This window comes from Streptomyces sp. VNUA24 (genome assembly GCF_029167005.1).
Classification (GTDB): domain Bacteria; phylum Actinomycetota; class Actinomycetes; order Streptomycetales; family Streptomycetaceae; genus Streptomyces; species Streptomyces scabiei.
On the sequence record NZ_CP119143.1, the window covers coordinates 1,009,921 to 1,032,451 of the forward strand.

Annotated in this window: 22 protein-coding genes; 15 read left to right on the forward strand and 7 right to left on the reverse strand. The window is 72.2% G+C overall.

Annotated elements, in window-relative coordinates; translation table 11 throughout:
- The first annotated feature begins 16 nt into the window (after positions 1-16).
- Positions 17-1,168, forward strand: a complete 1,152-nt coding sequence (locus PYR72_RS03935; protein WP_275453893.1) for an acetyl-CoA C-acetyltransferase — start codon at positions 17-19, stop codon at positions 1,166-1,168.
- Between the two features lie 68 nt (positions 1,169-1,236).
- On the opposite strand, the gene PYR72_RS03940 is transcribed toward PYR72_RS03935, so the two are convergent.
- Together PYR72_RS03940 and PYR72_RS03945 are read right to left on the reverse strand one after the other, a co-directional pair.
- Positions 1,237-2,292: a hypothetical protein gene (locus PYR72_RS03940; protein ID WP_275453894.1), complete on the reverse strand. Its 1,056-nt coding sequence runs from the start codon at positions 2,290-2,292 to the stop codon at positions 1,237-1,239.
- Between the two features lie 47 nt (positions 2,293-2,339).
- Positions 2,340-2,732 carry a VOC family protein gene (locus PYR72_RS03945; RefSeq protein WP_275453895.1) on the reverse strand — a complete coding sequence of 131 codons (393 nt, stop codon included), beginning with the start codon at positions 2,730-2,732 and terminating at the stop codon, positions 2,340-2,342.
- A gap of 329 nt (positions 2,733-3,061) precedes the next feature.
- Here PYR72_RS03945 and PYR72_RS03950 point away from each other — a divergent pair, with 329 nt between their 5' ends.
- Entirely contained in the window at positions 3,062-4,021 is a 960-nt protein-coding gene (locus PYR72_RS03950; RefSeq protein WP_275453896.1) for an alpha/beta hydrolase, read from the forward strand.
- Between the two features lie 74 nt (positions 4,022-4,095).
- The gene (locus tag PYR72_RS03955) at positions 4,096-6,096 is read left to right on the forward strand and encodes an NAD(P)/FAD-dependent oxidoreductase (RefSeq protein ID WP_275453897.1); all 2,001 of its coding nucleotides are present in this window, start codon (positions 4,096-4,098) and stop codon (positions 6,094-6,096) included.
- Between the two features lie 133 nt (positions 6,097-6,229).
- Here the strand turns inward: PYR72_RS03955 and PYR72_RS03960 are convergent, their stop codons facing one another.
- Both PYR72_RS03960 and PYR72_RS03965 read right to left on the reverse strand, forming a co-directional pair.
- Positions 6,230-6,742, reverse strand: a complete 513-nt coding sequence (locus PYR72_RS03960) for a nuclear transport factor 2 family protein (RefSeq protein WP_275453898.1) — start codon at positions 6,740-6,742, stop codon at positions 6,230-6,232.
- A gap of 101 nt (positions 6,743-6,843) precedes the next feature.
- Positions 6,844-7,164, reverse strand: a complete 321-nt coding sequence (locus tag PYR72_RS03965) for a DUF1330 domain-containing protein (RefSeq protein WP_275453899.1) — start codon at positions 7,162-7,164, stop codon at positions 6,844-6,846.
- Between the two features lie 497 nt (positions 7,165-7,661).
- Between PYR72_RS03965 and PYR72_RS03970 the strand changes: the two genes are divergently transcribed.
- The 9 genes from PYR72_RS03970 (at position 7,662) to PYR72_RS04010 (ending at position 15,538) form a co-directional block, all read left to right on the forward strand.
- On the forward strand, positions 7,662-8,414 hold the full coding sequence (locus PYR72_RS03970) for an SDR family NAD(P)-dependent oxidoreductase (RefSeq protein ID WP_275453900.1): 753 nt from the start codon (positions 7,662-7,664) through the stop codon (positions 8,412-8,414).
- 79 nt (positions 8,415-8,493) lie between these two features.
- Positions 8,494-10,005, forward strand: a complete 1,512-nt coding sequence (locus tag PYR72_RS03975) for a CoA transferase (protein ID WP_275453901.1) — start codon at positions 8,494-8,496, stop codon at positions 10,003-10,005.
- Positions 10,006-10,048: 43 nt separating this feature from the next.
- Positions 10,049-10,831 carry an enoyl-CoA hydratase-related protein gene (locus tag PYR72_RS03980; protein WP_275453902.1) on the forward strand — a complete coding sequence of 261 codons (783 nt, stop codon included), beginning with the start codon at positions 10,049-10,051 and terminating at the stop codon, positions 10,829-10,831.
- A gap of 38 nt (positions 10,832-10,869) precedes the next feature.
- Positions 10,870-11,991, forward strand: coding sequence for an acyl-CoA dehydrogenase family protein (locus PYR72_RS03985; RefSeq protein ID WP_275453903.1), 1,122 nt, complete (start codon positions 10,870-10,872; stop codon positions 11,989-11,991).
- The gene (locus tag PYR72_RS03990; RefSeq protein WP_275453904.1) at positions 11,988-13,040 is read left to right on the forward strand and encodes an acyl-CoA dehydrogenase family protein; all 1,053 of its coding nucleotides are present in this window, start codon (positions 11,988-11,990) and stop codon (positions 13,038-13,040) included. The genes PYR72_RS03985 and PYR72_RS03990 overlap by 4 nt, the downstream gene beginning before the upstream one ends.
- Positions 13,041-13,763: 723 nt before the next feature.
- Complete coding sequence (locus PYR72_RS03995) at positions 13,764-14,201, forward strand: hypothetical protein (RefSeq protein ID WP_275453905.1); 438 nt, start codon at positions 13,764-13,766, stop codon at positions 14,199-14,201.
- A gap of 41 nt (positions 14,202-14,242) precedes the next feature.
- Positions 14,243-14,617, forward strand: coding sequence for a hypothetical protein (locus tag PYR72_RS04000; protein WP_275453906.1), 375 nt, complete (start codon positions 14,243-14,245; stop codon positions 14,615-14,617).
- A 142-nt stretch (positions 14,618-14,759) separates the two neighbouring features.
- Entirely contained in the window at positions 14,760-15,413 is a 654-nt protein-coding gene (locus PYR72_RS04005) for a TetR-like C-terminal domain-containing protein (protein WP_275453907.1), read from the forward strand.
- Positions 15,410-15,538 (forward strand): hypothetical protein, encoded by a 129-nt coding sequence (locus tag PYR72_RS04010; protein ID WP_275453908.1) that lies wholly within the window; start codon positions 15,410-15,412, stop codon positions 15,536-15,538. The genes PYR72_RS04005 and PYR72_RS04010 overlap by 4 nt, the downstream gene beginning before the upstream one ends.
- On the opposite strand, the gene PYR72_RS04015 is transcribed toward PYR72_RS04010, so the two are convergent.
- From PYR72_RS04015 to PYR72_RS04025, 3 genes are all read right to left on the reverse strand, one after another.
- The gene (locus tag PYR72_RS04015) at positions 15,519-16,235 is read right to left on the reverse strand and encodes a hypothetical protein (RefSeq protein WP_275453909.1); all 717 of its coding nucleotides are present in this window, start codon (positions 16,233-16,235) and stop codon (positions 15,519-15,521) included. The two genes, PYR72_RS04010 and PYR72_RS04015, sit on opposite strands and share 20 nt — an antisense overlap.
- Positions 16,236-16,290: 55 nt before the next feature.
- Positions 16,291-17,157 (reverse strand): SDR family NAD(P)-dependent oxidoreductase, encoded by an 867-nt coding sequence (locus PYR72_RS04020; protein ID WP_275453910.1) that lies wholly within the window; start codon positions 17,155-17,157, stop codon positions 16,291-16,293.
- Between the two features lie 111 nt (positions 17,158-17,268).
- Positions 17,269-18,726: an FAD-dependent oxidoreductase gene (locus PYR72_RS04025; protein ID WP_275453911.1), complete on the reverse strand. Its 1,458-nt coding sequence runs from the start codon at positions 18,724-18,726 to the stop codon at positions 17,269-17,271.
- 333 nt (positions 18,727-19,059) lie between these two features.
- Here PYR72_RS04025 and PYR72_RS04030 point away from each other — a divergent pair, with 333 nt between their 5' ends.
- The 3 genes from PYR72_RS04030 (at position 19,060) to PYR72_RS04040 (ending at position 22,529) form a co-directional block, all read left to right on the forward strand.
- Positions 19,060-19,914 (forward strand): MaoC/PaaZ C-terminal domain-containing protein, encoded by an 855-nt coding sequence (locus tag PYR72_RS04030; RefSeq protein ID WP_275453912.1) that lies wholly within the window; start codon positions 19,060-19,062, stop codon positions 19,912-19,914.
- Positions 19,915-20,391: 477 nt separating this feature from the next.
- Complete coding sequence (locus PYR72_RS04035) at positions 20,392-21,483, forward strand: nitronate monooxygenase (RefSeq protein ID WP_275453913.1); 1,092 nt, start codon at positions 20,392-20,394, stop codon at positions 21,481-21,483.
- A gap of 281 nt (positions 21,484-21,764) precedes the next feature.
- A complete protein-coding gene (locus PYR72_RS04040) occupies positions 21,765-22,529 on the forward strand; it encodes an enoyl-CoA hydratase family protein (RefSeq protein ID WP_275453914.1) in 765 nt (254 codons plus the stop codon).
- Positions 22,530-22,531 lie beyond the last annotated feature (2 nt).

The following is a 22,531-nucleotide window of genomic DNA, read 5'->3' on the forward strand; positions in this document are numbered from 1 at the left end:
AAGGAGGAGGACGACCGTGGCCGAGGCCTACATCGTCGACGCCGTGCGCACCCCGGTGGGGCGGCGCGGCGGATCCCTGTCCGCCGTGCACTCCGCGGACCTCGCGGCCCATGTGATCGGCGCGCTCGTACGGCGTTCGGGCGTCGACCCGGCCGCCGTCGACGACGTCATCCTGGGCTGCAACGACACCATCGGCTCCCAGGCCGGGGACGTGGCCCGCACCGCCTGGCTGGTGGCGGGGCTCCCGGACCACGTGCCCGGGGTGACCATCGACCGGCAGTGCGGCTCCAGCCAGCAGGCCGTGCACTTCGCGGCGCAGGGCGTCATGTCCGGCACCGCCGACCTGATCGTCGCGGGCGGGGTGCAGAACATGTCCGCGATCCCGATGTCCGCCTCCATGACGCTGGGTGAGCGGTACGGCTTCACCACGCCGTTCGCCGAGTCGCCGGGCTGGGTGGCTCGCTACGGCGAGCAGGAGGTCTCGCAGTTCCGGGCCGCCGAGATGATCGCGGAGCGGTGGCGGCTGTCGCGGGAGGAGATGGAAGCCTTCGCGCTGCGCAGCCACCGGCGGGCGGCGGCCGCGATCGACCAGGGGCGGTTCAAGGACGAGATCGAGCCGTTCGCGGACTTCGCCGCCGACGAGTGCCCGCGCCGCGACACCTCGCCGGAGCGGATGGCCGCGCTGGCCCCGCTCCGGGAGGGCGGCCGGCTCACCGCCGCGCTGGCCTCGCAGATCAGCGACGCCGCCTCGGCCCTGCTGGTGGCCTCGGAGCGGGCGGTGCGCGAGCACGGGCTCACGCCTCGCGCCCGGATCCACCACCTCTCCGTGTACGCCGACGACCCGGTGTGGATGTTGACCGGCCCCATCGCGGCGACCCGGCGCGCCCTGGACCGGGCGGGGATGGCGGTCGGTGACATCGACCTGTTCGAGGTGAACGAGGCCTTCGCCTCGGTGGTCCTCGCCTGGGCCGCGGAGACCGGCGCCGACCTGGACCGGGTCAACGTCAACGGCGGCGCGATCGCCCTCGGCCATCCCATCGGCGCCACCGGCACCCGCTTGATGACCTCACTGCTGGGCGAACTGGAACGCACGGGCGGCCGGTACGGGCTCCAGACCATGTGCGAGGGCGGCGGTCAGGCCAACGTCACCATCGTCGAGCGGCTCTGACCGGCGGGCGCGGCACGGGATGACCCGCACGAGAACGGGCCCGTCCCAGGGGCGGGCCCGTTCTCCCGTCAGGCGGCGGGCACGTCCAGAGGTGCCAGAGCCGGGTACTCTCGGGGCGCCATGGCGTGGACGTCCGTGAGCAGGGCGATGAAGTCGCGGTCGGTCATGGGGTCGGAGGGCTCGCTGAACCGCACCCCGCGCGCCCTCAGATCGGCGATCAGCACGTCGAAGACCTTGTCAAAGGTGAGGTCGTCGGTGTGGTCCAGATACCGGGTGACGTCCGCCAGGTCCTCGAAGACCAGCGCGGTGTAGTGGAACAGCGACCGGCTGTCGCGGTGCGCGAAGCGCGCGATCTCGGTGTCGCCGTCCCGGACGACCCACGCGTCGTCGCCGTCGGCTGTCAGGAGCGATCCCATGGTCAGGGCGGGCAGATCGCGGCGGTCGCGCGGGCCGTTGGCCTCGCGGCGGTGGAACATCCGGGAGTTGTCCGAGAGGACCGCCGTGTTGCGGAACGGCGCCACCAGCCGGCTCGGCGCCCGCTCCGGGCCCTCGGGCCAGTAGGTGAAGCCACCGTCGACGTCGGAGTCGTAGAAGTAGGTGATCACCTGGCCCGACTTGACCTCCCAGGCGTCGAACAGGCCGGACTTGGCCATCACGCTCATCAGCCAGATCGGGGCGTTCACCGAGCTGACCCCGCGCCAGTTGCCGCTGTCGAAGTGGCCGGCGTCGAAACTGCGCGAAGGGCCGCAGAGGTTGAACAGCATGTGGTGGGCGAAGCCGTAGCGGGCCTTGTGCATCCGCAGCACCGGCTCCAGGAGCTTGCGGCTGAAGTAGAGGTCGTGGAGGTCCGGGTACAGGACCGCGCCCTCCCGGGCGAGGTAGCCGCGGAACACCGGGGCGACGAAGTCGGCGAGTCCGGCGTCCGGGGGGCGCTCCCTGGCGCCGGACACCGCGAAGTACTCCTCGGCGGAGGCGAAGTGGTGGGCGAGCACCAGCTTCCAGGGGGCGTTGGCGCGTACGACGCCGAAGAGGGTGCCGACCTCCTCGGGCGTGTAGAAGCCCTCCAGGACTTCGGGGGGTGCTACGGGCGTCAGCGGGTGTCGCTCTCGATGCGCAGGGGCCATGGGCGGGTCCTCGTGACGGTGGGGGTGGCCGGAGCTGTGCGGGTGTCTCACAGCGACTGGACGAGTTCGAGGCGGTGCCCCTCGGGGTCGCGCACGAACGCGGCCCTGAGCTTGAAGTCGGACACCTCGAACGGAGCCTGCTCGACGGTGCCGCCGGCCTCGGACACCCGGCGCACGGTGTCGTCCAGGTCGGGCACGGTGAAACCGAGGATGGCCTCGCCGGGCGCCTGCCCCGGCCGGTTCAGGAAGTGCACCAGGACCAGCGTGGGGTCACCGCCGGCGGCGGAGGTCATGATGATCTCCTCCAGGGCGTCGTCCCCCGTGCCATGGGCGTACCGGTACTTCTCGGCCATGCCCAGCACGGAGGCGTAGAAAGCGAACTGGGACTCGATGTCGGTCACCAGGATCTTGGTGAAGTGGAAACGGGCGTCGTGAGTCATGTAGGTCCTCCTTCCCTGCGGAGTATGACCATCTCGTCCGACACAAACAAGCACTTGCTAGGTACCGCACGCCGGGCTCCCGGTCCCGCACCGGATCGGTCCCGATCAGCGGGAGTTCCCGCCCTGCCTCCGCAGGCTCGTGCATCACACTGCACTACGGGATCCACGAGGCCGTCCGTATGGCCGGCCAGGCCCACGCAGGTTCCCGGAGACCTTTCGTGGGTCCCGGGCAAGGCCGTACGCGAGTCGCGCCCGGGTCCGGCCGCCTCCCCGGTGGAGGTCCTCGGCCCCGCCGGTCTTCAGCCGCCCGCACACGGAGGGGTACGACGATGTCCCAGCACGTTCCCACGCCCGACCCGGACGCCGCCGCGCTGTACGAGCTGCGGAACACGCAGAGCGGGGGCGCCGGCATGCGGGAGCGGGGGCTGGCTGCCGTACGTGCCGTACTGGAGGCGCTGCCTCATCCGGTGGACATGCCCAAGATGGCAGCCGTGGAGGACCGCGACATCCCGTGCGTCCACGGGCAGCTGCCGATCCGCGTCTACAGCCCCACCGCGGACGCCGAGCTGCCGGGCCTGGTGTACTTCCACGCGGGCGGGCTCGTCATGGGTACGAACCACTCCTTCGAGCCGCTCGCCCGCGCCCTCGCCGAGGCCACGGGGCATCGCGTGTTCGCCGTCGAGTACCACCTCGCTCCGGAACATCCGCCGCCGGGGCAGATCGAGGACGCGTGGGCGGCGACCGAGTGGGTGGCCGCGCACGCCGCGGAACTCGGTGTCCTGCCCGACCGGATCTCCGTCCTGGGCGACAGCGCGGGCGGCACTCTGGCGGCGCTCGTCGCGCTGCGCGCCCGCGACCGGGGAGGCCCCCGGCTGCTGTGCCAGGTCCTGGTGTACGGCGGGCTCGACCGGGACATGGCAGCCGCCTCGATGCACGAGATGGACGATGTCGCGGGGCTGTCCCGTGACGACCTCCTCTACCTGCACGAGCTCGCGAGGGCCGGGAGCCCCGAACCCGCCTCCGGTGAGGAGATCCCCGCGTACTGCCCCGATCTGCGCGGTGTGGCGCCCGCGATCGTCGCCGTAGGCGAACTCGACCCGGTCCGTGACTGGTCGCAGCGGTACGCCGCCCGGCTCGGCGAGGCCGGCGTACAGACCACGTTCACCCGCTACCCCGGGGTCGGCCACGGCTTCCTGATGCAGCAGCAGCACCTCGCGCGCGGCCGACTGGCGCTGCGCGAGATCGCCGGGCTCCTGCGGGCCAAGGCCGAGTACCCACTGCCCTGGTGAGCGCCACCCGCGGGGAGAGTCCGCAGGCCCCACAGCACGCCGCTCCGTCCCAGCCCTCCCCGAAGCGAGGCCCCATGACGACATCGGTCATCCCCGACGACCGGCCGACCCGGACGGTACGCCCCGTGCCGGACGCGGACCCCGAGCGTCTGCACGCGGCGATCGACGCGGCCGAGCCGGGCCCTCTGCTGATGACGCTGGTGCACCTGACGGACGACCGTGCTCTGCTCACCGAGTTCCGGGAACGGATCGCGGCGGCGAAGGCGGCCCACCCCGAGCGGGTGCTGAGGCCCGGCGAGTACCCCGAGGAGGTCGCGGACGAGGTGCGCCGCCGCGCCCACGACATCCTGCCCCGGCTGCCGGGCGGACTGGTCCCCTCGCTGCGCGTGCCGGACGAGGAACTGTTCATGGAGATGGTCCGGGTGGCCACCGACGACACGGTCGGCCCCGAGTACGGGCCCTATCTGCGGGAGCAGGGCGGTTTCGCCGGTCTGCCCGAGTCCGTTCCGGCACACCGACCGGTGCCGCCCGGCTTCCGGGTCGCGGTGGTCGGCGCCGGGATGATCGGCATCAACGCGGCGGTGAAACTCGCCGAGGCCGGTTTCGAGTACCGGGTGTTCGAGGCCGGCGACGACATCGGCGGGACCTGGGCACGCAACACGTATCCCGGGGCCGCGGTGGACACGCCGAGTCACTTCTACTCGTACTCGTTCGAACTCAACCCGGAATGGTCGAAGTTCTACCCGGCGGGTCCCGAGTACCTGCGTTATCTCCACCACGTCGCGGACAAGTACAAGATCCGCGACGACATCGCCCTCTCCCACCGGGTGCTCGGCTGCGCGTGGGTGGACGAACGGCAGATCTGGCGGGTCACCGTGGCGGGTCCGGACGGGGCCACCGAGGTGTACGAGGCGAACGCGGTCATCACCGCGACCGGCGTCCTCAACAGCGCGTACGTCCCCGAGGTGCCCGGTCGGGAATCGTTCGCCGGTGCCACGATGCACACCGCGGCATGGGACGACTCCGTCGACCTGGACGGCAAGCGGGTGGTGGTGCTCGGCACCGGCTGCACCTCGGTGCAGGTCGTGGCGAGCCTCGCGGGGCGGGCCGGGCACCTCGATGTCGTCTTCCGGCAACCGCACTGGATCGCGCCGGAGCGCAATGTGATCAGCCGGGTCGACGACGCCACCCGGTGGGCGATGCGGCACGTGCCGTACTACCAGCAGTGGTACCGGCTGGTCACGCACTGGTTCACCGCGGACAAGAGCTTCGCGATCCCGAGGATCGACGAGGAGTGGTACGCCACTCATGTGTCCTCCTCGCCCGCCAACGACGTCCTGATGCGGATCTGTCTCCAGCACCTGCACGAGGAGTTGGGCGACCGGCCGGACCTGGTGGAGATGCTCACCCCCGACTTTCCGCCGTTCGCCAAGCGGATCGTGAAGGATCCGGGCTTCCTGGCGGCGCTGCGCCGCGACGACGTGGCGCTGCACCGGGCGTCGTTCGAACGGATCGAGCCGAACGGGGTGCTGCTGACCAGCGGCGACTTCCTGCCCGCAGACGTGATCATCTGGGCCACCGGGTTCCGGCTGGAGTACCTGGGCTTCCTCGACGTCATCGGTCGGGACGGGGTGACGCTGGCCGAGCGCTGGGACGGCGGCCGTGATCCGCGCGCCCACCTGGGCGTCACCGTCCCCGGGTTCCCCAACTTCTTCGTCACCGCCGGGCCGAACGCCGCGCCCAACCACGGTGGCGGGCACAACGTGACGAGCGAGGAGCACGTCCACTACGTCATCGAGTGCCTGCGCCACCTGGTCGACCACGGCTACACCGCGATGGAGCCGACGCCGGAGGCGACCCGGGAGTACAACGAGCGGGTCGACGCCGAACTCGACCGCACGGTCTGGCAGCACCCCGGCACCGCGAACGGCTACTACCGCAACACCGCCGGACGCGCCTGGGTGACCTGCCCGTGGCGGCTCGTCGACTACTGGACGATGCTGCGCGCACCCGACCCGGAGAGCTTGCTGCTGTACGACGGGCCGGCCTCGCGGACCACCGGAGCAGGCGGGTGAACGGTCGTAGGAGCAGGTGGCGGCACAGCTGACACCGGAGCCGACGTGCCGCCACCAACGGAGGTTGGTGGCGGCGGGTGTCAGAAGCGGGCTGCCGCCGCCGGGGCGGGCCGGCCCGGCGGGCGGCCCGCGCTCAGGTGTGCAGGCCGCGCAGAAGCAAGGGCGCCTTGACCCCGATACCGGCCGCGGGGGCGTCCAGCAGGCCGATCTGGGTGAGTACCGAGGCGTGGTCCCACATCAGGTGCTCGTACTTGATCAGGTCGCCCTCGAAGCCGACCACGACGTTCATCACCACCTCCACCGGCTTGCCGGTCGGGGGGACACCGGGGATCTTCCAGGGCATCTCGCGGTCATGGGTGAACCGGAAGATGAACTCGTCCCAGATGTGGTTGTCGTCCATCACCCGGGTGGTCAGCTCCTGTTCGACGTCGGCCGGGACATTCGGCAGGAACCACTGCGAGTAGAACTCGTAGACCTCGTCCCGGCCGTCGAGCAACTGGCCGAGCGGTGCACAGTAGATGTACGGGTCGTCGCACATCGTCGCGATGGCCGCGTCGGGGTCGTGGAGAGCGAACTCGGCGTAGCCGTGTCGCTCCCAGACCTCCAGCATGTGACGCTGCCGGTCGTTGGCCGGTTCGAACATCATGTCCTCCTGTCGTCGTTGAGCGGGCGGAACCCGGACAGCAAACGGCGACGACAGGACAGGCGCCACTCTTCCGGCCCGTTGAGTGGACCGGCGGCGTCCATTCAGTCGGCCTGGTACTCGAAGGCCCCGTCGACGAGGATCATCTCGGTGACCGAGTGCCGTTGCCGGATCGCGACGGCCCTCTGGTACTCCGGCGAGTGGTAGAACGCCGACGCGGCTTCCTTGGTGGGGAACTCCTGGATGAAGTAGGCGCCCTCCCGCGGCTCTCCTTCGAGCACCTCGGCGACGACGCCCTGCGCGAGGTGGGTGTGCGGGTGGTCCTCGACGACCCGGAGATAGGCCTCGACGTACTCCTGCATCCCGCGCTTGGACTCCTCGCTGGAGTCCTTCAGGTGACTGCGGGCGATGATGTATGCGGGCATCGACACGACCTTCCCATGCAGCGACCGCCGCGTTGCGGTCCTGGTGGGAAGATTGAAGTACCCGTCCCCGCCGTCGACCAGCTCCCTGGTCCGCTCAGTGGACTCCGGCGCCGGGGACTTCGGAGCCGGGGGACTCCCGCGTCCCGCCCCGTCGGACCGCTCGGCCCGCGCCGCGGGACGGATCCTCGTCCGGCGATCCCCCGGCGGTCCCGGTCAGCGGGATCTGTCCTCCGTGATCGTGCGGGCCCCGAAGCAGACTCCGTCGCAGGTGCGCTGAGGGGACCGCAGCCGGTGGTGCCTCGATTCCCGGGCCGCACCGAGGGCATCTCCGCCTCCGGTGTCCGCCTTCGTGGAGAAGGGGTGCAGCGACGTCCCACCAGGGGCCCACGCCGGACCTGGACGAGGACGAGGGGGACCGGGCGCCCGTGCGGCACCGGCACCGCAGCGGGCCCGGAACGGGCGGCCCGCATCGCGCAGACGAAGGGAACCGAACGACCATGGGCATGTTCGACCTGACCGGACACGTGGCGCTGGTGACCGGTGCCGGCCAGAACGCCGGGGCCGGCATCGCCCGCGCGCTGGCGGAGCAGGGCGCCGCGGTGGCGGTGAACGATCTCCGGCCCGAACGCGCCGAGGCGACGTGCGCCGAGATCGGGAAGGCGGGGGGCCGGGCGGTACCGGTGCCGTTCGACGTCACCGACATCGACGCCGTCCGCGCGGGAGTCGCGCGGGCCGGGGAGGCATTCGGCGGGACCGTCGACATCCTGGTGAACAACGCCGGGATCCCCGCCGACATGGGCTACGGGCCCTTCCGGGACATCGCGCCGGAGCGCTGGCGCGGCCCGGTGGAGATCAACCTGTTCGGCGCGATGAACTGCGTGCACGCCGTCCTGCCGGGCATGCGGGCGACCGGCTGGGGCCGTGTCGTGCAGATCTCCTCGGGCGCGGGACGGACCGGCCTCGCCATCGGGGTGTCGCTCTACGGAGCGGGCAAGAGCGGTGTCGAGGGGTTCGTCCGGCACATCTCCCAGGAGGAGGCGAAGGCCGGGATCACGGCGAACACGCTGGCGCTCGGGCTGATGCAGAGCGCGGGCGGGCCGGGGATCGACCGGATCGCGGAGGGCATCCCGGTCGGGCGGCTCGGCCGGCCCGAGGACGTCGGCGCGGCCGTCGCCTTCCTCGTGTCCCCCGAGGCGTCCTGGCTCACCGGCCAGACGATCGACCTCAACGGCGGGAGCCACACGCGCTGAGGACGACGGCGCCCGGCACCCCGTGCGTACCGATGGCGGTCCGCGCACCGACACCGACCTAGCAGAGAGGACCAGGACAGTGGGGTTTCCGCTGGCGGGCGTCCGCGTCATCGACGTGAGTTCCACGTTCATGGGGCCGTACTGCACGATGCTCCTCGCCCAGTGGGGCGCCGAGGTGACCAAGGTGGAGCCGCCCGGCGGAGACGTGGTCCGCAGGATCGGGGATGTGCGGGGCACGTCGATGGGGCCGGTCTTCCTCAACGTCAACCGGGGCAAGCGGAGCGTCGTGCTGGACCTCAAGCAGGACGGCGGCCGGAGGCTCCTGGAGCGTCTGGTGGCGGGGGCCGACGTGGTGGTGCACAACATGCGGTCCGGTGCGGCCGAGCGCCTCGGCCTGTCGGCGGACGCCGTGCTGCGGGCCAACCCCCGTGCCGTGCACTGCGCGTTCCGCGGGTTCGGAGCCGGCGGGCCGTACGAGGACCGGCCGGCCTACGACGACGTCATCCAGGCGGCCAGCGGCATGGCCGCGCTGCAGGGCGGGGCGGGCGGAGCGGAGTACGTCCGCACGGCCGCGGCGGACAAGATCGTCGGGCTGATGGGTGCGGCGGCCGTGCTGGCCGCGCTGCACGGGCGCGAGGTGACGGGCCGGGGCCAGGCGGTCGAGGTACCCATGCTGGAGACGATGACCCAGTTCATGCTCCTGGAACAGCAGGGCGGCTGGGTGTTCGACCCGCCCGCCGGGCCGGCCGGGTACGCGCGTACGGCGTCACCGCACCGGCGGCCGTGCCGGACCAAGGACGGGCACCTGGCCGTGATGATCTACACGGACGCCCAGTGGAGGTCGTTCTTCACCTGCGTCGGCCGGCCGGAACTCGCCGATGATCCGCGGTACCGCACGATCCGGGAGCGTACCGAGCACATCGATGAGCTGTATGCCTTCCTCAACGAGGAGATGGCGGCCAGGACGACCGCCGACTGGCTCGCCGAGCTGGAACGCCGGGACATCCCGGCCGCCCCGGTCAACACCGTCACCAATCTGTTCGAGGACCCGCATCTGCGGGCGACGGGTTTCTTCGAGGACGTCGACCACCCCAGTGAGGGCCCGCTCCGGCTGCCCCGCCAGCCCGTCCGCTTCGCGCAGGGGCCGCGCGCGGAGGTGACCGGCGGCCCCGGTGACGGGGGCGGCCTGCTACCTGCGTTCGTCCGGGGCAGAGCCGCAGCCGCCGGGCCCGACGCCCCGCGCAGTGCGGGGCCTGACGAGATCGGACTCGCCCGCACCGTCGGCCCGGGGCAGCGCGACCTTTCCCACAGCCCTCGCCCGGACGTACACGCCCTCGCCGACACTCCTGGCCCGGCCGAGCACACGCTCCCTCTCACCTCCGGCCCGGACGAGCACTTCCCCCACGCCCCGCGCCTGGGCGAGCACAGCGTCGACGTGGCACGGGAGGCCGGTCTCGACGACGCCGAGATCGGCCTCCTCGTCGCCTCGGGGGTCTTGGGCGTGCCCCGGGCCGACGGGACCCGTACCGGGCATCCGCCGCGCAGGGGGGCGGAGCGCTCGGCGCGCGGCTCGGCGGGACCACTCGAATGACAGCAAGGGCACCGGTGACACCGGCACGGCGACTGGGACGGACATGGCAGACCTCGAATACTCCGTGAAAGATCACATCGCGACGGTTCGGCTGAATCGTCCGCAGCGCAGGAACGCGTTCACCCTGGACATGGTCGACGCCTGGGCGGACCGGCTGCGCGAGGCCGAGGACGACCCGGAGGTCCGCGTCATCGTCGTCACGGGCTCGGGCGGCTCCTTCTGCTCCGGGGTGGACCTGTCCGACTTCAAGGGCGAACAGCGCGACCCGCTGGCCGAGAAGGAGCTGCTGACGCGGCGGGTGCACCGGGTCGCGCTGACCCTGGAGGACGTCTCCAAGCCGGTGCTGGCCGCGGTCGACGGGCCGGCCGTGGGCGCCGGGATGGACATGGCGCTGCTCTGCGACATCCGGTTCGCCTCGCGCACGGCCCGCTTCAGCGAGGGCTACATCAAGGTCGGGCTCGTCCCCGGTGACGGCGGGTGCTGGCTGCTTCCGCGCGCGGTCGGCACCGCGACCGCGCTGCGGCTGCTGTGGACGGGCGACTTCGTGGCGGCCGACGAGGCGCTGCGGATCGGCCTCGTGGAGGAGGTGTACGAGGCCGACGAACTCCTCGACCGTGTGTACGCCTTCGCGGCACGGCTCGCCGAACGGCCCCCGGCCGCCGTCCAGATGATCAAACGTGCGGTGCGCCAGGGCGCGCGGCACGATCTGCGCACCGCCCTGGACCTCATCTCCTCCCACCAGGCCGTGATCACGTCGACCCGGGACTCGGCCGAGGCGTACGCCGCTTTCCGGGAGAAGCGTCCCGGGGTCTTCACCGGCCGCTGACCACGGATGCTTTCGCCGAACCCCCAGAGAGGTCCCTCATGAGCCCACCGCCGCCCCTCGACGCCGGCGCCGAACTCCGCGCCCGGGTCAGGGAACTGACCGCGTCCTGGCGTGCGGCCGGCCGGTACGTGCCCCGCAGCGACTCCTGGCTGCGCTCGTTCGACCTGGAGTTCAGCAAGGCGCTCGCCGCGGACGGGCTGATCGCCATGACATACCCGAAGGAGTACGGCGGCGCGGGCCGCAGCAACGTGGAGCGGCTGGCCGTCACCGAGGAGCTGCTGCGGGCGGGGGCGCCGGTCGCGGCCCACTGGATCGGCGACCGGCAGATCGGCCCGGCGATCCTGAGGCACGGCAGCCCCGCGCTGCGTGCGGAGATCCTGCCCCGGATCGCCGCCGCCGAGGCCGTGTTCTGTCTGGGCATGAGCGAACCCGAGGCGGGCTCCGACCTGGCCGCCGTACGCACGTCCGCGACCCCGGTCGAGGGTGGATGGCTGGTCTCCGGACACAAGATCTGGACCAGCCACGCCCACCGGGCGACCCACGCCTACGTCCTGGCGCGCACGGCGCGGACGGAACGCAAGCACGAGGGGCTGACCGAGTTCGTCCTCGACATGGACGCCGACGGGGTTTCCACGACACCGATCCCGGACCTGGCCGGTGAACACCACTTCAACGAGGTGCGCTTCGAAGAGGTGTTCGTGCCCGCGCGCCGGGTGATCGGGACGGTCGGCGACGGCTGGCGGCAGGTCGTCGAGCAGTTGTCGTTCGAGCGCGGCGGCGCCGAGCGCGTCCTGTCCACCTACCCGGTACTGGCCGAACTGGTGGCGCACGCCGCCGAGGAGCGGGACGACGCCGAACTCCGGTCTCTTCTCGGGTCGTTGGTCGCACGCCTCGCCGTGCTGCGGCGGCTGTGCCGCGACGTGGCCGAACGGCTGGACGCCGGTCAGGCGCCCGTGCAGGAGGCCGCCGCGCTGAAGTACCTCGGGAACGCCTTCGAGGTCGACGTCGTCGAGGCGCTGCGCCGCACCGGTCTGTGCCATGAGCCCTCCCCCGACGGCGTGTTCGGCCAGGCTCTGCTCGCCTCCCCCGGCTTCGGGCTGCGCGGCGGCGCGGCCGAGGTCCTGCTGTCCCTCGTGGCCCGTCAGGAGACACGTGCATGAGCGAGTACGCGGAGGAGTTGCGGGAGCTGGTGGCGTCCGTCGTCCCCGACGGCACGTCGGCGGCGGGGCCCGACGGGGTGCGGGAGGCATGGGAGAGCCTGAGTGGTCTGGGGCTGCCCCGGATCGGCGTACCCGAGGAACGCGAGGGCTCGGGCGGCGTCCTGGAGGACCTGCTGGTGGTCGTCGCGGCGCTGGCCGCCCGCGGAGTCGGCGTGCCGGTGGTCGAGTCCTCGGTCGCGGACTGGGTGATCAGCCACGAACGGCCGCTGGACGACTCCCCCGCCACCCTGGTGCTGTCGGACGGGCCGCCGACGGCCTGGGACGACATGGGCGGCGGGACGCTCACCGGCGAGATACCGCTGGTCCCTTGGGCGCGCGACGCGGCGCTCCTGGTGGTGTGCCAGCCCGGGTTGGAGGCCCTGGTCGTCGACCTGCGGCACGCGTCGGTGAGCGTCGTTCCGGTTGAGAACCTGGCCGGGGAACCGCGGGACACCGTACTGCTGGACGGCACGCCCGCCCTGCCGGTCGCCGCCGGGCCCGGTTACGAGGCGGTCCGCGCGCGGCTGGCCCTGCTGTGGTCCACCGCGGTGGCCGGGGCCGCGCACGGCGCGTACCTGCTGACGAAGACGTACGTGTGCGAACGCCGGCAGTTCGGCGCCCCCTTGACACGTCTGCCGGCGGTGTCGTCCGGGCTGGCGCAGATGAAGGTGCACCTGCTGCAGGCGGACGCCGCGCTCGCCCTCGCCCGGGAGGCGATGACGGCGGGCGGCCCGAACGCGGCCGGTACCGGGCCGCGGGTTGCGGACGCCGTCGCCGTGGCGCGCCTCACCACCGCGCGCACGGCGACCGAAGTCGCCCGCACGGCACACCAGTTGCACGGCGCCATGGGCATCACCCAGGAGTACCCGCTGCACCACCTCACCCGCAGGCTGTGGGCCTGGCGCGACGCCGTGGCCGGCGAGCGTGACTGGGCCGACGAACTCGGCCGACGGGCGGCGGACCTGGGCGAGGCGGGCGTCTGGACGCGTCTGACCATGGGCCCCTTCTAGGGCCTGTATTGAGTTCCCCGTCGTCGCCCGAAGGGCGGCCCCGCGGCGTGCGGTGCGGTGCCTCGGCGTGCGGCCGGATCACCCTCGTACTGGACGTACTTGGTTGATTCACCTAGGGCACTGCCGCCGCGGTCGCGGAACCGTGACGTCGAACCGCGTCCGCACGTCCGGTGCGCGTCCCGGGAGCCCCGCCCGCGCTCCGGTGCCTGGGCACTCGCGAACCGCACGACCCGCGATCAGCTCACCCTCGGCGCGGTGCTGACGGAGCAGGAAGAGCGGGAACAGGAGTTCGCCGCGCGGGCCGAGGCCGCCGAGGAGCGGTTCGCGGAGCTTGCCGCGCGGCTCAAGAAGTCTCACCGGGCCGTCGCAGAGATCCCGATCACCCGCAGAACACGGCTGGAGCCGCCCGAGCCCGTCCCGCACGCACCGCCAGCTCCCGTCCCCGCCTACGGCCGAGGCCCCGCTCCCGGCGCGACAGGTGTGCGAGGCGACGGACCTGGAGGTCGCGCCCGGCCCTATCGACAACACCGCGGCCGTAGCTGCCCGGCGGCCCCTCGACCGGTCCGCCCGCCACAACCGACGAGGCGATTCCGCAGTCGACACCCGAGGCCGCGGGCATCCGAAAAAGCGAGAACGGTGTTCTTGACATGGGTCGGCGCGCGGGGCAGGCTTACCCGCAAGAGAGAACAGTGTTCTCGAAAATCACCCGAAAGGACCTCCGCCATGACCACGGCATCCTCTTCCTGGATCCACCGCTCCCCCTCCCGTCGCTGGGACCGCATCGGTCGCGGCCTGATGGCCTTCAACGCCGCGCTCACCTTCGCCGTGTTCGTGAATGGGTTCTTCCTGATGGCCGACGCCGGCGACGACCGCATGATGGTGGAGGGATGGCGCACCTTCGGCTATTTCGTGTTCAGCGCCATGTGGGCCCTGCTCGCGTTCCGACCGCGTCAGGCTCCGGCCGTGTGGGAACTGATCATGTTCCACAAGATCGCGGCATCGGTGCTCGCCCTGTCCATCACCCACACCACCGAGGGTGCGCAGTCCGCGATCAGCGACCCCTGGGTCGCACTGTCCACGATCTTCGCGTACATCGCCTGCAGCGGATGGCAGTCGTGGCGCGTCCTGAGGCGCGAGGCCGCGCCGTCGACCGCCGTGTGAGCCCGCACCACCCCGCGTACGTGCCGACCAAGGGAGAGATCATGAACGACCAGCCGCTTCCCCGCGAAGAGCGCACTCCCCAAGGCAACTCCACGCCGATGCGAAAATCCGTCCTCGTCTCCGCGCTGCTCATCCCCATCATGATCGTGGGCGGCTTCGCCATGCTCGCGGTGATCCCGGTGATCATCGTCGTCCACCTCACCCTGCGCGACCCGCGGTTACGAGCCCTCCGGCCCTGGGCGGCCCTGCTCGGCGCCGCCTACGCCATCCCGCTCGCCCTGTGGGGCGCACTACCGGACCGCGCACCCAGCCTCACCAAGGACATGCACCCCGCATTCGCAGTCGGCATCGTCCTCGCAGCCCTCGCCTACAGCGCCGCCCACCTCCTGCACCGGCGCCGCGCTGACCGACAATGACCTGGAAAGCAGTCACACCAGCCCCTCCCCGCCACACGGACCGACAGCGAAACCCTCGGCCGACGGCACCCCGCACCCCCGCCCAAGCACCCCCCTACGAAGTGAGCACCAGGTGACATCGCGGCAAGCAGCGCGTGAGCAGATGATGGCCCAGATCGTGCACATCGGCCGGCAGCACCTGAAGACGGTGCTCCCGGCCGACCTGTCACTACGCGCCGTCGCCCGTGACATCGGCGTCGTACCGTCCGCGCTCTACCGCTACGTCCGCGACCGCGAAGCACTCATCACCCTGCTCATCGTCGACGCCTACGACGAACTCGCCGACGACGTGGACGCCGCCCTCGCAGCCGCCGCACACCGTACCCACCGCGAACGGCTCGAAGTGGCAGTACTCGCCTTCCGCGCCTGGGCCTCCCACGAGCCCTCCCGCTTCGCTCTGCTCTACGGCACACCCGTACCCGGCTACGCCGCCCCCGGCCACCGGACCGTCGAACCCGGCACACGCTTCGCCCTCGCCCTGACCGGCATCGCCGAAGACGCCTGGCGCACAGGACACCTCAAGAAGATCGACACGGCACTCAGCCCAACCCTCCGCGCCGACATGGAACGCCTGCGACACCGATACGGCCTCCACATGCCCTCAGAGAACATCGCCCGCGTCTACGGCCTGTGGTCGGCCGTCATCGGCGCCGTCCTGTTCGACGTCTTCGGCCACCACGGCCCGGATACCGTCAGCGACCACGAGGACTTCCTGCGCACCCACACCGCCGGCCTTGCGACCACCATCGGCCTGTGACCCCGAGGGACCCTGTGGACGCGCGGTCCAGGGCCATCCGCGAGGAGGCCCTGCGGATCTGGATCCGGCAGGACCCCATACAACTCCTCACCACCAAGTGCCTCATCAGGAAATGGGCGAGTTGAACGCGTTGCGTTCGCGTCCCGGGCCGGTGAAGACGAAGTCCAGCTCCACCACCGAGCCGAACAGGCTGAGCCCGGTCGCGAAGAGGTCGGTGCGGATGTGGACCTGGGCGCCGTGCCGCCCGTAGGCGTACTCCTCGGTCCGGGAGAACACCTCCGAGGCCGCCATGCGCTCGTCGATCTCCCGGTCGCCGTCCTCGCCGCGGGCCTTGAGGACCTGCAGGCCCTGAACGCGGGCGGCGAACTCCGGGTTCGCCGCGATCTCCTCCCGCAGCCCGGTCACCGCGGCCTCCAGGTCCTCCAGCCGGCCGTAGTGGAGACCGAAGTGCAGGTACGACTCCGGCCACTGGGCCCGCTGTTCGAGGAACGCCGTGAGCGCGGGGTGCTCGTCGTCGGTGCCGGCGCCCAGCTGCCGGGCGATGACGGCTTCGAGTTCGAGCTGTGCGGGCTTCAGCGCGAAGAGGTAGACGATGTTGTCGGCGCGGGCGGGGGTGTCCCGGTCCATCGCGATGACGTACAGCGGCTCGTCGGAGAACTGGTTGGGGAACTCCTGGACCCTGGCCCCGAGCAGTTCGAAGAACCGGGTCGCGAGCGCCCGTTCCCCCGGGCGGAAGTGGAGGGCGAGGTGCCCCAGGCTCGTGCTCGGCAGGGGTACCGTCGCCGACGGTGTCCGCTCGGGTGCGGGGTTCTTCGTCGCCATGTCTGGCTCAACTCCTCGGTGTCGTAGCCGGGTTCGGGTGGGACGGCGGCCGGGTTCACTGGGACGGCGGCGGGGTGAAGCGGCTGCGCGCGGGCGCCGGCGGGCGGCGCGCGGTCAGCTGGTCGGCGCGGTCGCGCATGGCGGCCAGCACCGACTCGGGCTGGGTGACGATGTAGAACTCGCCGTCGGCGGCCTGTTGCAGGACGGTCGCGGCGGCCTCCTCGGCGCCGATGGCCCGTTCCCGGACCCGGAACATGGCCTCGCGCTCCTTCTCGGCCGCGGCCAGGTCACCGCTGTCGACCCCGCCCGCCCGGTCGAAGATGCGTGAGGTCACGGCCCCGGGCAGCACCGCGCCCACCTGGATGTGCCCGGCCCCGGCCAGGCCGACCTCCTGGTGGAGACACTCGGTCATGGCCAGGACGGCGTGCTTGCTCATGATGTACGGGGTCTGCAGCGGCCACGCGGTCACGGCGCCGACGGACGCCATGTTGAGCACGCAGGCCGGTTCGGACTGGGCCAGCAGATATGGCATGAAGGCCCGTATCCCGTGGAACACGCCGCTGATGTTGACCGACACCAGGCGTTCGAAGTTGGCCACCGGGGTGTCCCAGAGATAGCCGAACTGCAGGATGCCCGCGTTGTTGACCAGCAGGCGCACCGGTCCTGACTCCTTGACCACGCAGTCGGCCAGCGCCTGTACGGCGGTCGCGTCCCGCACGTCCACGAGGGCCGCGGTCGCCCGCCCCCCGTCGCGCGTGATGCCGGAGCAGGTGTGCTCCAGCGCGGCCTCGTCGACGTCCGCGAGGACGACGTTCATCCCGAGGGCGAGCGCGGCATGACGGGCGAGCCCCGCTCCGACGCCGGCGCCCGCCCCCGTGATCACGGCGGTTCCGCCGCCGAACACCTCGACTGAGCTGGGCATGGCCTCTCCCTTTCCGGTTGCCTGGCCTGTGTGTACGGCGGGCCGGGCGACCGCCCCGCCGTCTCCCCCGTGCGCGGTCGCGCCGTCTCCTGCTCGTCCCGCGCCTTCGCCTCACCCGTGTGCCGCCGCGCGTCCGGCACGGCGGCCGAAGAAGCTGCCGTCGCCGAGGGAGATCCCGCTCGCGTATCCGCCCGCGGCGATCCCGGCGGTCGTACGCCCCGCCGCGTACAGTCCGTCGATCGCCTCGCCGTCGATGTCGAGGACGGCACCGTCGACGTCGGTGCGCAGGCCCCCCAGGGTGAATCCGGAGGTCTGGCCGCGCAGGTCGTAGACCCCGTACGGCGGGCGCAGCGGACGTACCCACGGGGCGGCCTTGTGGTGGACCGGGTCATGGCCCTCGGCGGCGTGCCGGTTGTAGAGGCCGAGCGTGGCCGCGAGTGCTCCGGCCGGCACGTCCATGGCCTGCTCCAGCTCGGCGATGTCCTCGGAGACCCAGGTCGGCGGCGGCGCCGGCATCGACGTGCCGGCGCGGTCTGCCGCGGCGGCGTCGGCGGCCTCCTCGTCGGCGACCACGAAGCTCTGGCTGCCGTGGTGGAGGAGCAGTTCCTGGCCGATGCGGCCGGGGTAGGTGTCCTCGTTGATGACACGTTCGCCGCGGCCGTTGACGACGACGCCCCGGATCATCAGACCGGGGTCGGCGTGCACGGCTGCCTCGCAGGCCCACAGGTGAGCGATGTCCGCACCGACGGCCTGCGCGGCCCGGATCGCCCGGCCGTCGTGCTGCTCGACCGCCGAGCCGGGGCGTCCGCCGAGCGCCGGGACGTGCCGGGCGACCATGTCCGCGTTGAAGGTGAAGCTCCCGGCCGCGAGGACGACACCGCGGCGTGCCCGGATCGCCACGTCCTCGCCGAGGCTGCGCGCGACCACTCCGCACACGCGGCCGTCGTCGGTCACGACGAGCCGCAGGAAGCGGGTGCCGTAACGCGCTCGGGCGCCCGTCTGCTCGGCGGTGGTGGCGAGATGCAGCATGAGCTGATATCCGGCGCCCCGTTCGCCGGTGCGCTTGTCCGCCATGCGCGGCAGGTGCCCGCGGGGAGCGGGCGGGGCGATCGCGGCAAACGGGTGTGCGTTCTCGCCACCGGAGTACATCAGGCCCTCGTCGCCCGGGGGTTCCCAGGCCGGACGGTCGTAGAAAGCCGCGCGGAAGGGCACTCCGCAGCGCACCAGCCAGTCGAAGTGCTCGACGCTGCGCTCGCTGTAGACCTCGATCTTGGCGGCGTCGGCCGCCGGTCCCATGGCTGCGGTCAGGAAGCGATGCATGGCCTCCGGTGTGTCGTGGAAGCCGCAGGCCTTCTGCACGCCGGTGCCACCGCCCAGGTAGACGAACCCGCCCGCGAGCGCGGCGGCGCCACCCCAGCCTCCGGTGTGTTCGAGGACCAGCACGTCGGCGCCCTCCACGGCGGCGCCGATCGCGGCGGCGGCACCCGCCACGCCGTATCCGACGACCACGACGTCCGCCTCGCCGTCCCACTCACGCACGTCGGCCTCACGGCACGGCCGCGCGGTCATACCGGCCGCCCCGGGGCACCGGCCGCCCGGGGCCCGTCTCCCGCCCCGTGCGGGGCACCTGCGCCCCCGCGGCCGGTCCCGACCGCGGCAAGGCGCTCGACCGGTCGCCGTGAGGCCCGACGCTCCCGAACCACCCACATGTCCGGCTCCCTTCGCTCCGCGTCCCCTGCCTACCGCGCCCGCCCCGGCCGGGCATCGGCCCACTCTCACTGAGCGGGAGCCGGACGGGGCGAAACGGGCCGAGCCACCAGCGCCGTTGACTGCTCCGGACCTGTTCCCTACCCTCCGCCTGACCAAGCGAGCGCTTGATTGGACAACGAAATGGGCCATGCCATGGATAACCGGACGGGTGATGCGACGGACCGGGGAGAACCCGGATCGGCCGGCAGGTGGCGTGGCCGTGATCTCGGTACCAGGACGGTCTCCTACGACGAGCGGGACGCGATCCTCTACGCGCTCGCCGTGGGCGCCCGTCCCGTCGAGGATCTTGACCTGGTGTTCGAGCGCGGGCTGCGGGTGCTGCCCACCTTCGCGCTCTCCCTGGCCCAGTGGGCCCCCGACGTCCTGGCCGGACGAGGGGCGTTCGGCGACGGCACCGCGCTGCACGGGGCGCAACGGCTGACGGTCCACAAGGAGTTGCCCCCGTCCGGGGAGGTCACGTGCTCGGCCGCCGTGACCGACGTGTGGGACAAAGGCGGTGCGGCCGTCTTCGAGGTGACGGTGGACAGCGTGTACTTCCACGCGGTCTGGTCGATCTTCGCCCCGGGCCGGGGCGGGTTCGACGGCGAACGGGGTCCGGGCCGGCCACCCGCGCCCCAGGGCGACCCCAGCCACCGCACGCGGCAGCACACCTTCCCGGCACAGGCGGCGCTGTACCGTCTCACCGGCGACCGGCACCTGATCCACGTCGACCCGGTCGCCGCGGCCGCCGTCGGACAGCCGCGTCCGATCCTGCACGGGCTGTGCACCCTGGCGGGCACCGTCCTGCGGCTCGCCGACGTTCTCGGCGCCCACCCCGCCGATCTGGCGGAGGTGGACGGCCGGTTCGCCGCGCCCGTCCTCCCCGGGGACACCCTCGATGTCACCGCCTGGCGGGACACCGAGGGGGAAGGAGCCGCCTTCGAGGTGGCCCGGGAGGGGGAGGCCGTACTCACCGGCGGGCGGGTTCGTTTCGGGCGGACCGGATGACCGGGCCGCCGGCTCGCCACCCGTCGTCCGCCCAGCGGGGTTGCGGCTGCGTCGACCGGTCGCGCACCCCGCGCCCCGGGACACTGTGGCCGTAGGGGCCGGCGCGAGGGAGCCGGTGCCCGTGACAGCGGGCGGTCGGCCGGGCGGGCGAGTTCGGTGAAGTACCGCGGCGTCCTCGTCACCGACGAGAACCCGAGCACCCGTCCGCGTCGGCGAGCGGAGACTCCGAGCCGGTGCTCGTCCCGCCCCGCCTCGACGCCCGACCTGCGCGAAGGATCTACGCAACCAATCAAGCGCTTGGTAGAGTGCACCTCGTTACGATCCCGAGGTGGGAGTCTTCCGATACCGGGCCCGACGGTCCGGTGAAGCGCGAACTCCCTGCGTACCGAGGGACGTTGCTGGCACAGGCCCCAGGATTCCCCCGGCCGGCCGGGCACCGCCCCGGTCCGGGCGAGCGGAGCGAGAAGGAGAACCGGCATGGCCGCCCCCGTCGATCCCGTTCACCCCGTCCTGCGCACCCGGCTGTGCGAGCTGGTCGGCGTCCGCTACCCGATCGTGCAGACCGGGATGGGGTACGTCTCGGGTCCCGAGCTCACCGCCGCGACCGCGGCGGCCGGCGGACTCGGCATCCTGGCGAGCGCGACGCTGACCCTGGAACAGACACGGGACGCGATCCGCGCCGTACGTGAACGCACCGACGCCCCGTTCGGCGTGAACATGCGCGGCGACGCGTCGGACGTGCTGGAGCGCGGGGACCTGCTGGTGCGCGAGGGCGTGCGGATCGCGTCCTTCGCGCTCGCCCCCAATGAACGCGTCATCCGCACACTGAAGGACTCCGGGCTGGTGGTCATCCCGTCCATCGGCGCCCGCCGCCACGCCGAGAAGGTGCAGGCGTGGGGGGTGGACGCGGTGGTCGTCCAGGGCGCGGAGGGGGGTGGGCACACCGGTGGCGTGCCCACCTCGATCCTGGTCCCGCAGGTCGTGGACGCCGTCGACATCCCGGTCATCGCGGCGGGCGGCTTCCGTGACGGCCGCGGTCTGGTGGCCGCGCTCGCACAGGGCGCCGTCGGTATCGCGATGGGCACCCGCTTCCTGCTGACCAGCGACAGCACGGTACGCGACTCGGTCAAGGCCGAGTACCTCCGACGCGGGGTCACCGACACCGTCGTCACTCCGGTTCTCGACGGCATACCCCAGCGGGTGCTGCGCACCGACCCGGTGGAACGGCTCCTCAAGGAACGGGCGCCGGCCCGTCTCGTCCGTTCCCTGCGCCACGCCGTCGCCTTCCGCAGGACGTCCGGCACGTCATGGTCCGACATGGTCCGCGAGGGCCTGGCCATGCGCCGCGGCCACGACCTGGGGTGGTCCCAGGTCCTGATGGCGGCGAACACGCCGATGATGCTGCGGGCCAGCATGGTCGACGGCCGGACCGACCTCGGCACACTCGCCTCCGGCCAGATCGCGGGCGTGATCGAGGACCTGCCCAGCTGCAAGGAGCTCATCGAGGGAATCGTCGCGGAGGCCGACGCCGTACTGAGGCGCCTGACCGCGCCGGGGGCTCGGGAATGACGGCGCGCCGACCTGCCTCCGGCCACCGCCCCGGCCCGCCCTTGTCCCCGGCCGTCCGCCCCGACCATCCAGGACGCCCAAGCACTCGGGCCGCCCATACGTTCCCGGCCCGGCCCCTCTCGCCTCCCAGCCCCCCAGAGCCTCTCTCCTTCCCGGCCACTCCGGCCTCCCACTCACCGCGGCGGACCCGGCGACCTCGCAGCCACCCGACCGTCCCGTCCCCCCTCCAGCCCTCATCCCAGCTGCCCTCCCCGGGCGCCCCGACACCCCACGGAGTCCCCATGGGCACTGACATCATCCGGACCACGGTCGACGAACACGGCATCGCCGAGGTCGTCGTCGACTGCCCGCCCGTGAACGCCCTGCCGGTTGCGGGCTGGTTCCGGCTGGCCGAGACCGTCGAGCGGCTCGGCCGCGACCCGGACGTACGGGTCGTGCTGCTGCGCGCCGAGGGCCGCGGCTTCAACGCCGGCGTGGACATCAAGGAACTCCAGGCCGACACCGGCCACACCACGATCATCGGCGTGAACCGCGGCTGCTTCGCCGCGTTCGCCGCGGTCTACGACTGCCCGGTGCCCGTGGTCACCGCGGTCCAGGGCTTCTGCGTGGGCGGCGGGATCGGCCTGGTCGGCAACTCGGACGTGATCGTCGCGGCCGAGGACGCGTACTTCGGGCTGCCCGAGGTGGACCGCGGCGCGCTGGGGGCCGCCACCCACCTGTCCCGGCTCGTCCCGCAGCACAAGGCCAGGGCCATGATGTACACCTGCGCCACCGCATCCGCAGCCGAACTGCACGCCTTCGGCTCCGTGCTCGACGTCGTGCCCGGCGACCGGCTACGGGAGCGGGCCCTGGAGGTGGCGGCACAGATCGCCGGGAAGAACCCGGTGGTGATCCGCGCCGCCAAGGAGGCGTTCAACGGCATCGACCTGTGGGACGTGAAGCGCAGTTACCGCTACGAGCAGGGCTTCACGTTCGAGGTCAACCTGTCGGGCGTCGCCGCCGAGGTCCGTGACGCCTTCGGCCGCGCCACGGACGCGGAGGGGTGAGC

Coding starts and splice junctions, on each gene's coding strand:
- PYR72_RS03960 (WP_275453898.1), bottom strand. CDS start 6,742: ATGATGTTCGAACCGGCCAACGACCGGCAGCGTCACATGCTGGAGGTC.
- PYR72_RS03950 (WP_275453896.1), top strand. CDS start 3,062: ATGTCCCAGCACGTTCCCACGCCCGACCCGGACGCCGCCGCGCTGTAC.
- PYR72_RS04020 (WP_275453910.1), bottom strand. CDS start 17,157: ATGCCCAGCTCAGTCGAGGTGTTCGGCGGCGGAACCGCCGTGATCACG.
- PYR72_RS04025 (WP_275453911.1), bottom strand. CDS start 18,726: ATGACCGCGCGGCCGTGCCGTGAGGCCGACGTGCGTGAGTGGGACGGC.
- PYR72_RS03945 (WP_275453895.1), bottom strand. CDS start 2,732: ATGACTCACGACGCCCGTTTCCACTTCACCAAGATCCTGGTGACCGAC.
- PYR72_RS03985 (WP_275453903.1), top strand. CDS start 10,870: ATGAGCCCACCGCCGCCCCTCGACGCCGGCGCCGAACTCCGCGCCCGG.
- PYR72_RS03955 (WP_275453897.1), top strand. CDS start 4,096: ATGACGACATCGGTCATCCCCGACGACCGGCCGACCCGGACGGTACGC.
- PYR72_RS03940 (WP_275453894.1), bottom strand. CDS start 2,292: ATGGCCCCTGCGCATCGAGAGCGACACCCGCTGACGCCCGTAGCACCC.
- PYR72_RS03965 (WP_275453899.1), bottom strand. CDS start 7,164: ATGCCCGCATACATCATCGCCCGCAGTCACCTGAAGGACTCCAGCGAG.
- PYR72_RS03995 (WP_275453905.1), top strand. CDS start 13,764: ATGACCACGGCATCCTCTTCCTGGATCCACCGCTCCCCCTCCCGTCGC.
- PYR72_RS04015 (WP_275453909.1), bottom strand. CDS start 16,235: ATGGCGACGAAGAACCCCGCACCCGAGCGGACACCGTCGGCGACGGTA.
- PYR72_RS04000 (WP_275453906.1), top strand. CDS start 14,243: ATGAACGACCAGCCGCTTCCCCGCGAAGAGCGCACTCCCCAAGGCAAC.
- PYR72_RS04040 (WP_275453914.1), top strand. CDS start 21,765: ATGGGCACTGACATCATCCGGACCACGGTCGACGAACACGGCATCGCC.
- PYR72_RS03970 (WP_275453900.1), top strand. CDS start 7,662: ATGGGCATGTTCGACCTGACCGGACACGTGGCGCTGGTGACCGGTGCC.
- PYR72_RS04030 (WP_275453912.1), top strand. CDS start 19,060: ATGGATAACCGGACGGGTGATGCGACGGACCGGGGAGAACCCGGATCG.
- PYR72_RS04005 (WP_275453907.1), top strand. CDS start 14,760: ATGATGGCCCAGATCGTGCACATCGGCCGGCAGCACCTGAAGACGGTG.
- PYR72_RS03980 (WP_275453902.1), top strand. CDS start 10,049: ATGGCAGACCTCGAATACTCCGTGAAAGATCACATCGCGACGGTTCGG.
- PYR72_RS03990 (WP_275453904.1), top strand. CDS start 11,988: ATGAGCGAGTACGCGGAGGAGTTGCGGGAGCTGGTGGCGTCCGTCGTC.
- PYR72_RS04035 (WP_275453913.1), top strand. CDS start 20,392: ATGGCCGCCCCCGTCGATCCCGTTCACCCCGTCCTGCGCACCCGGCTG.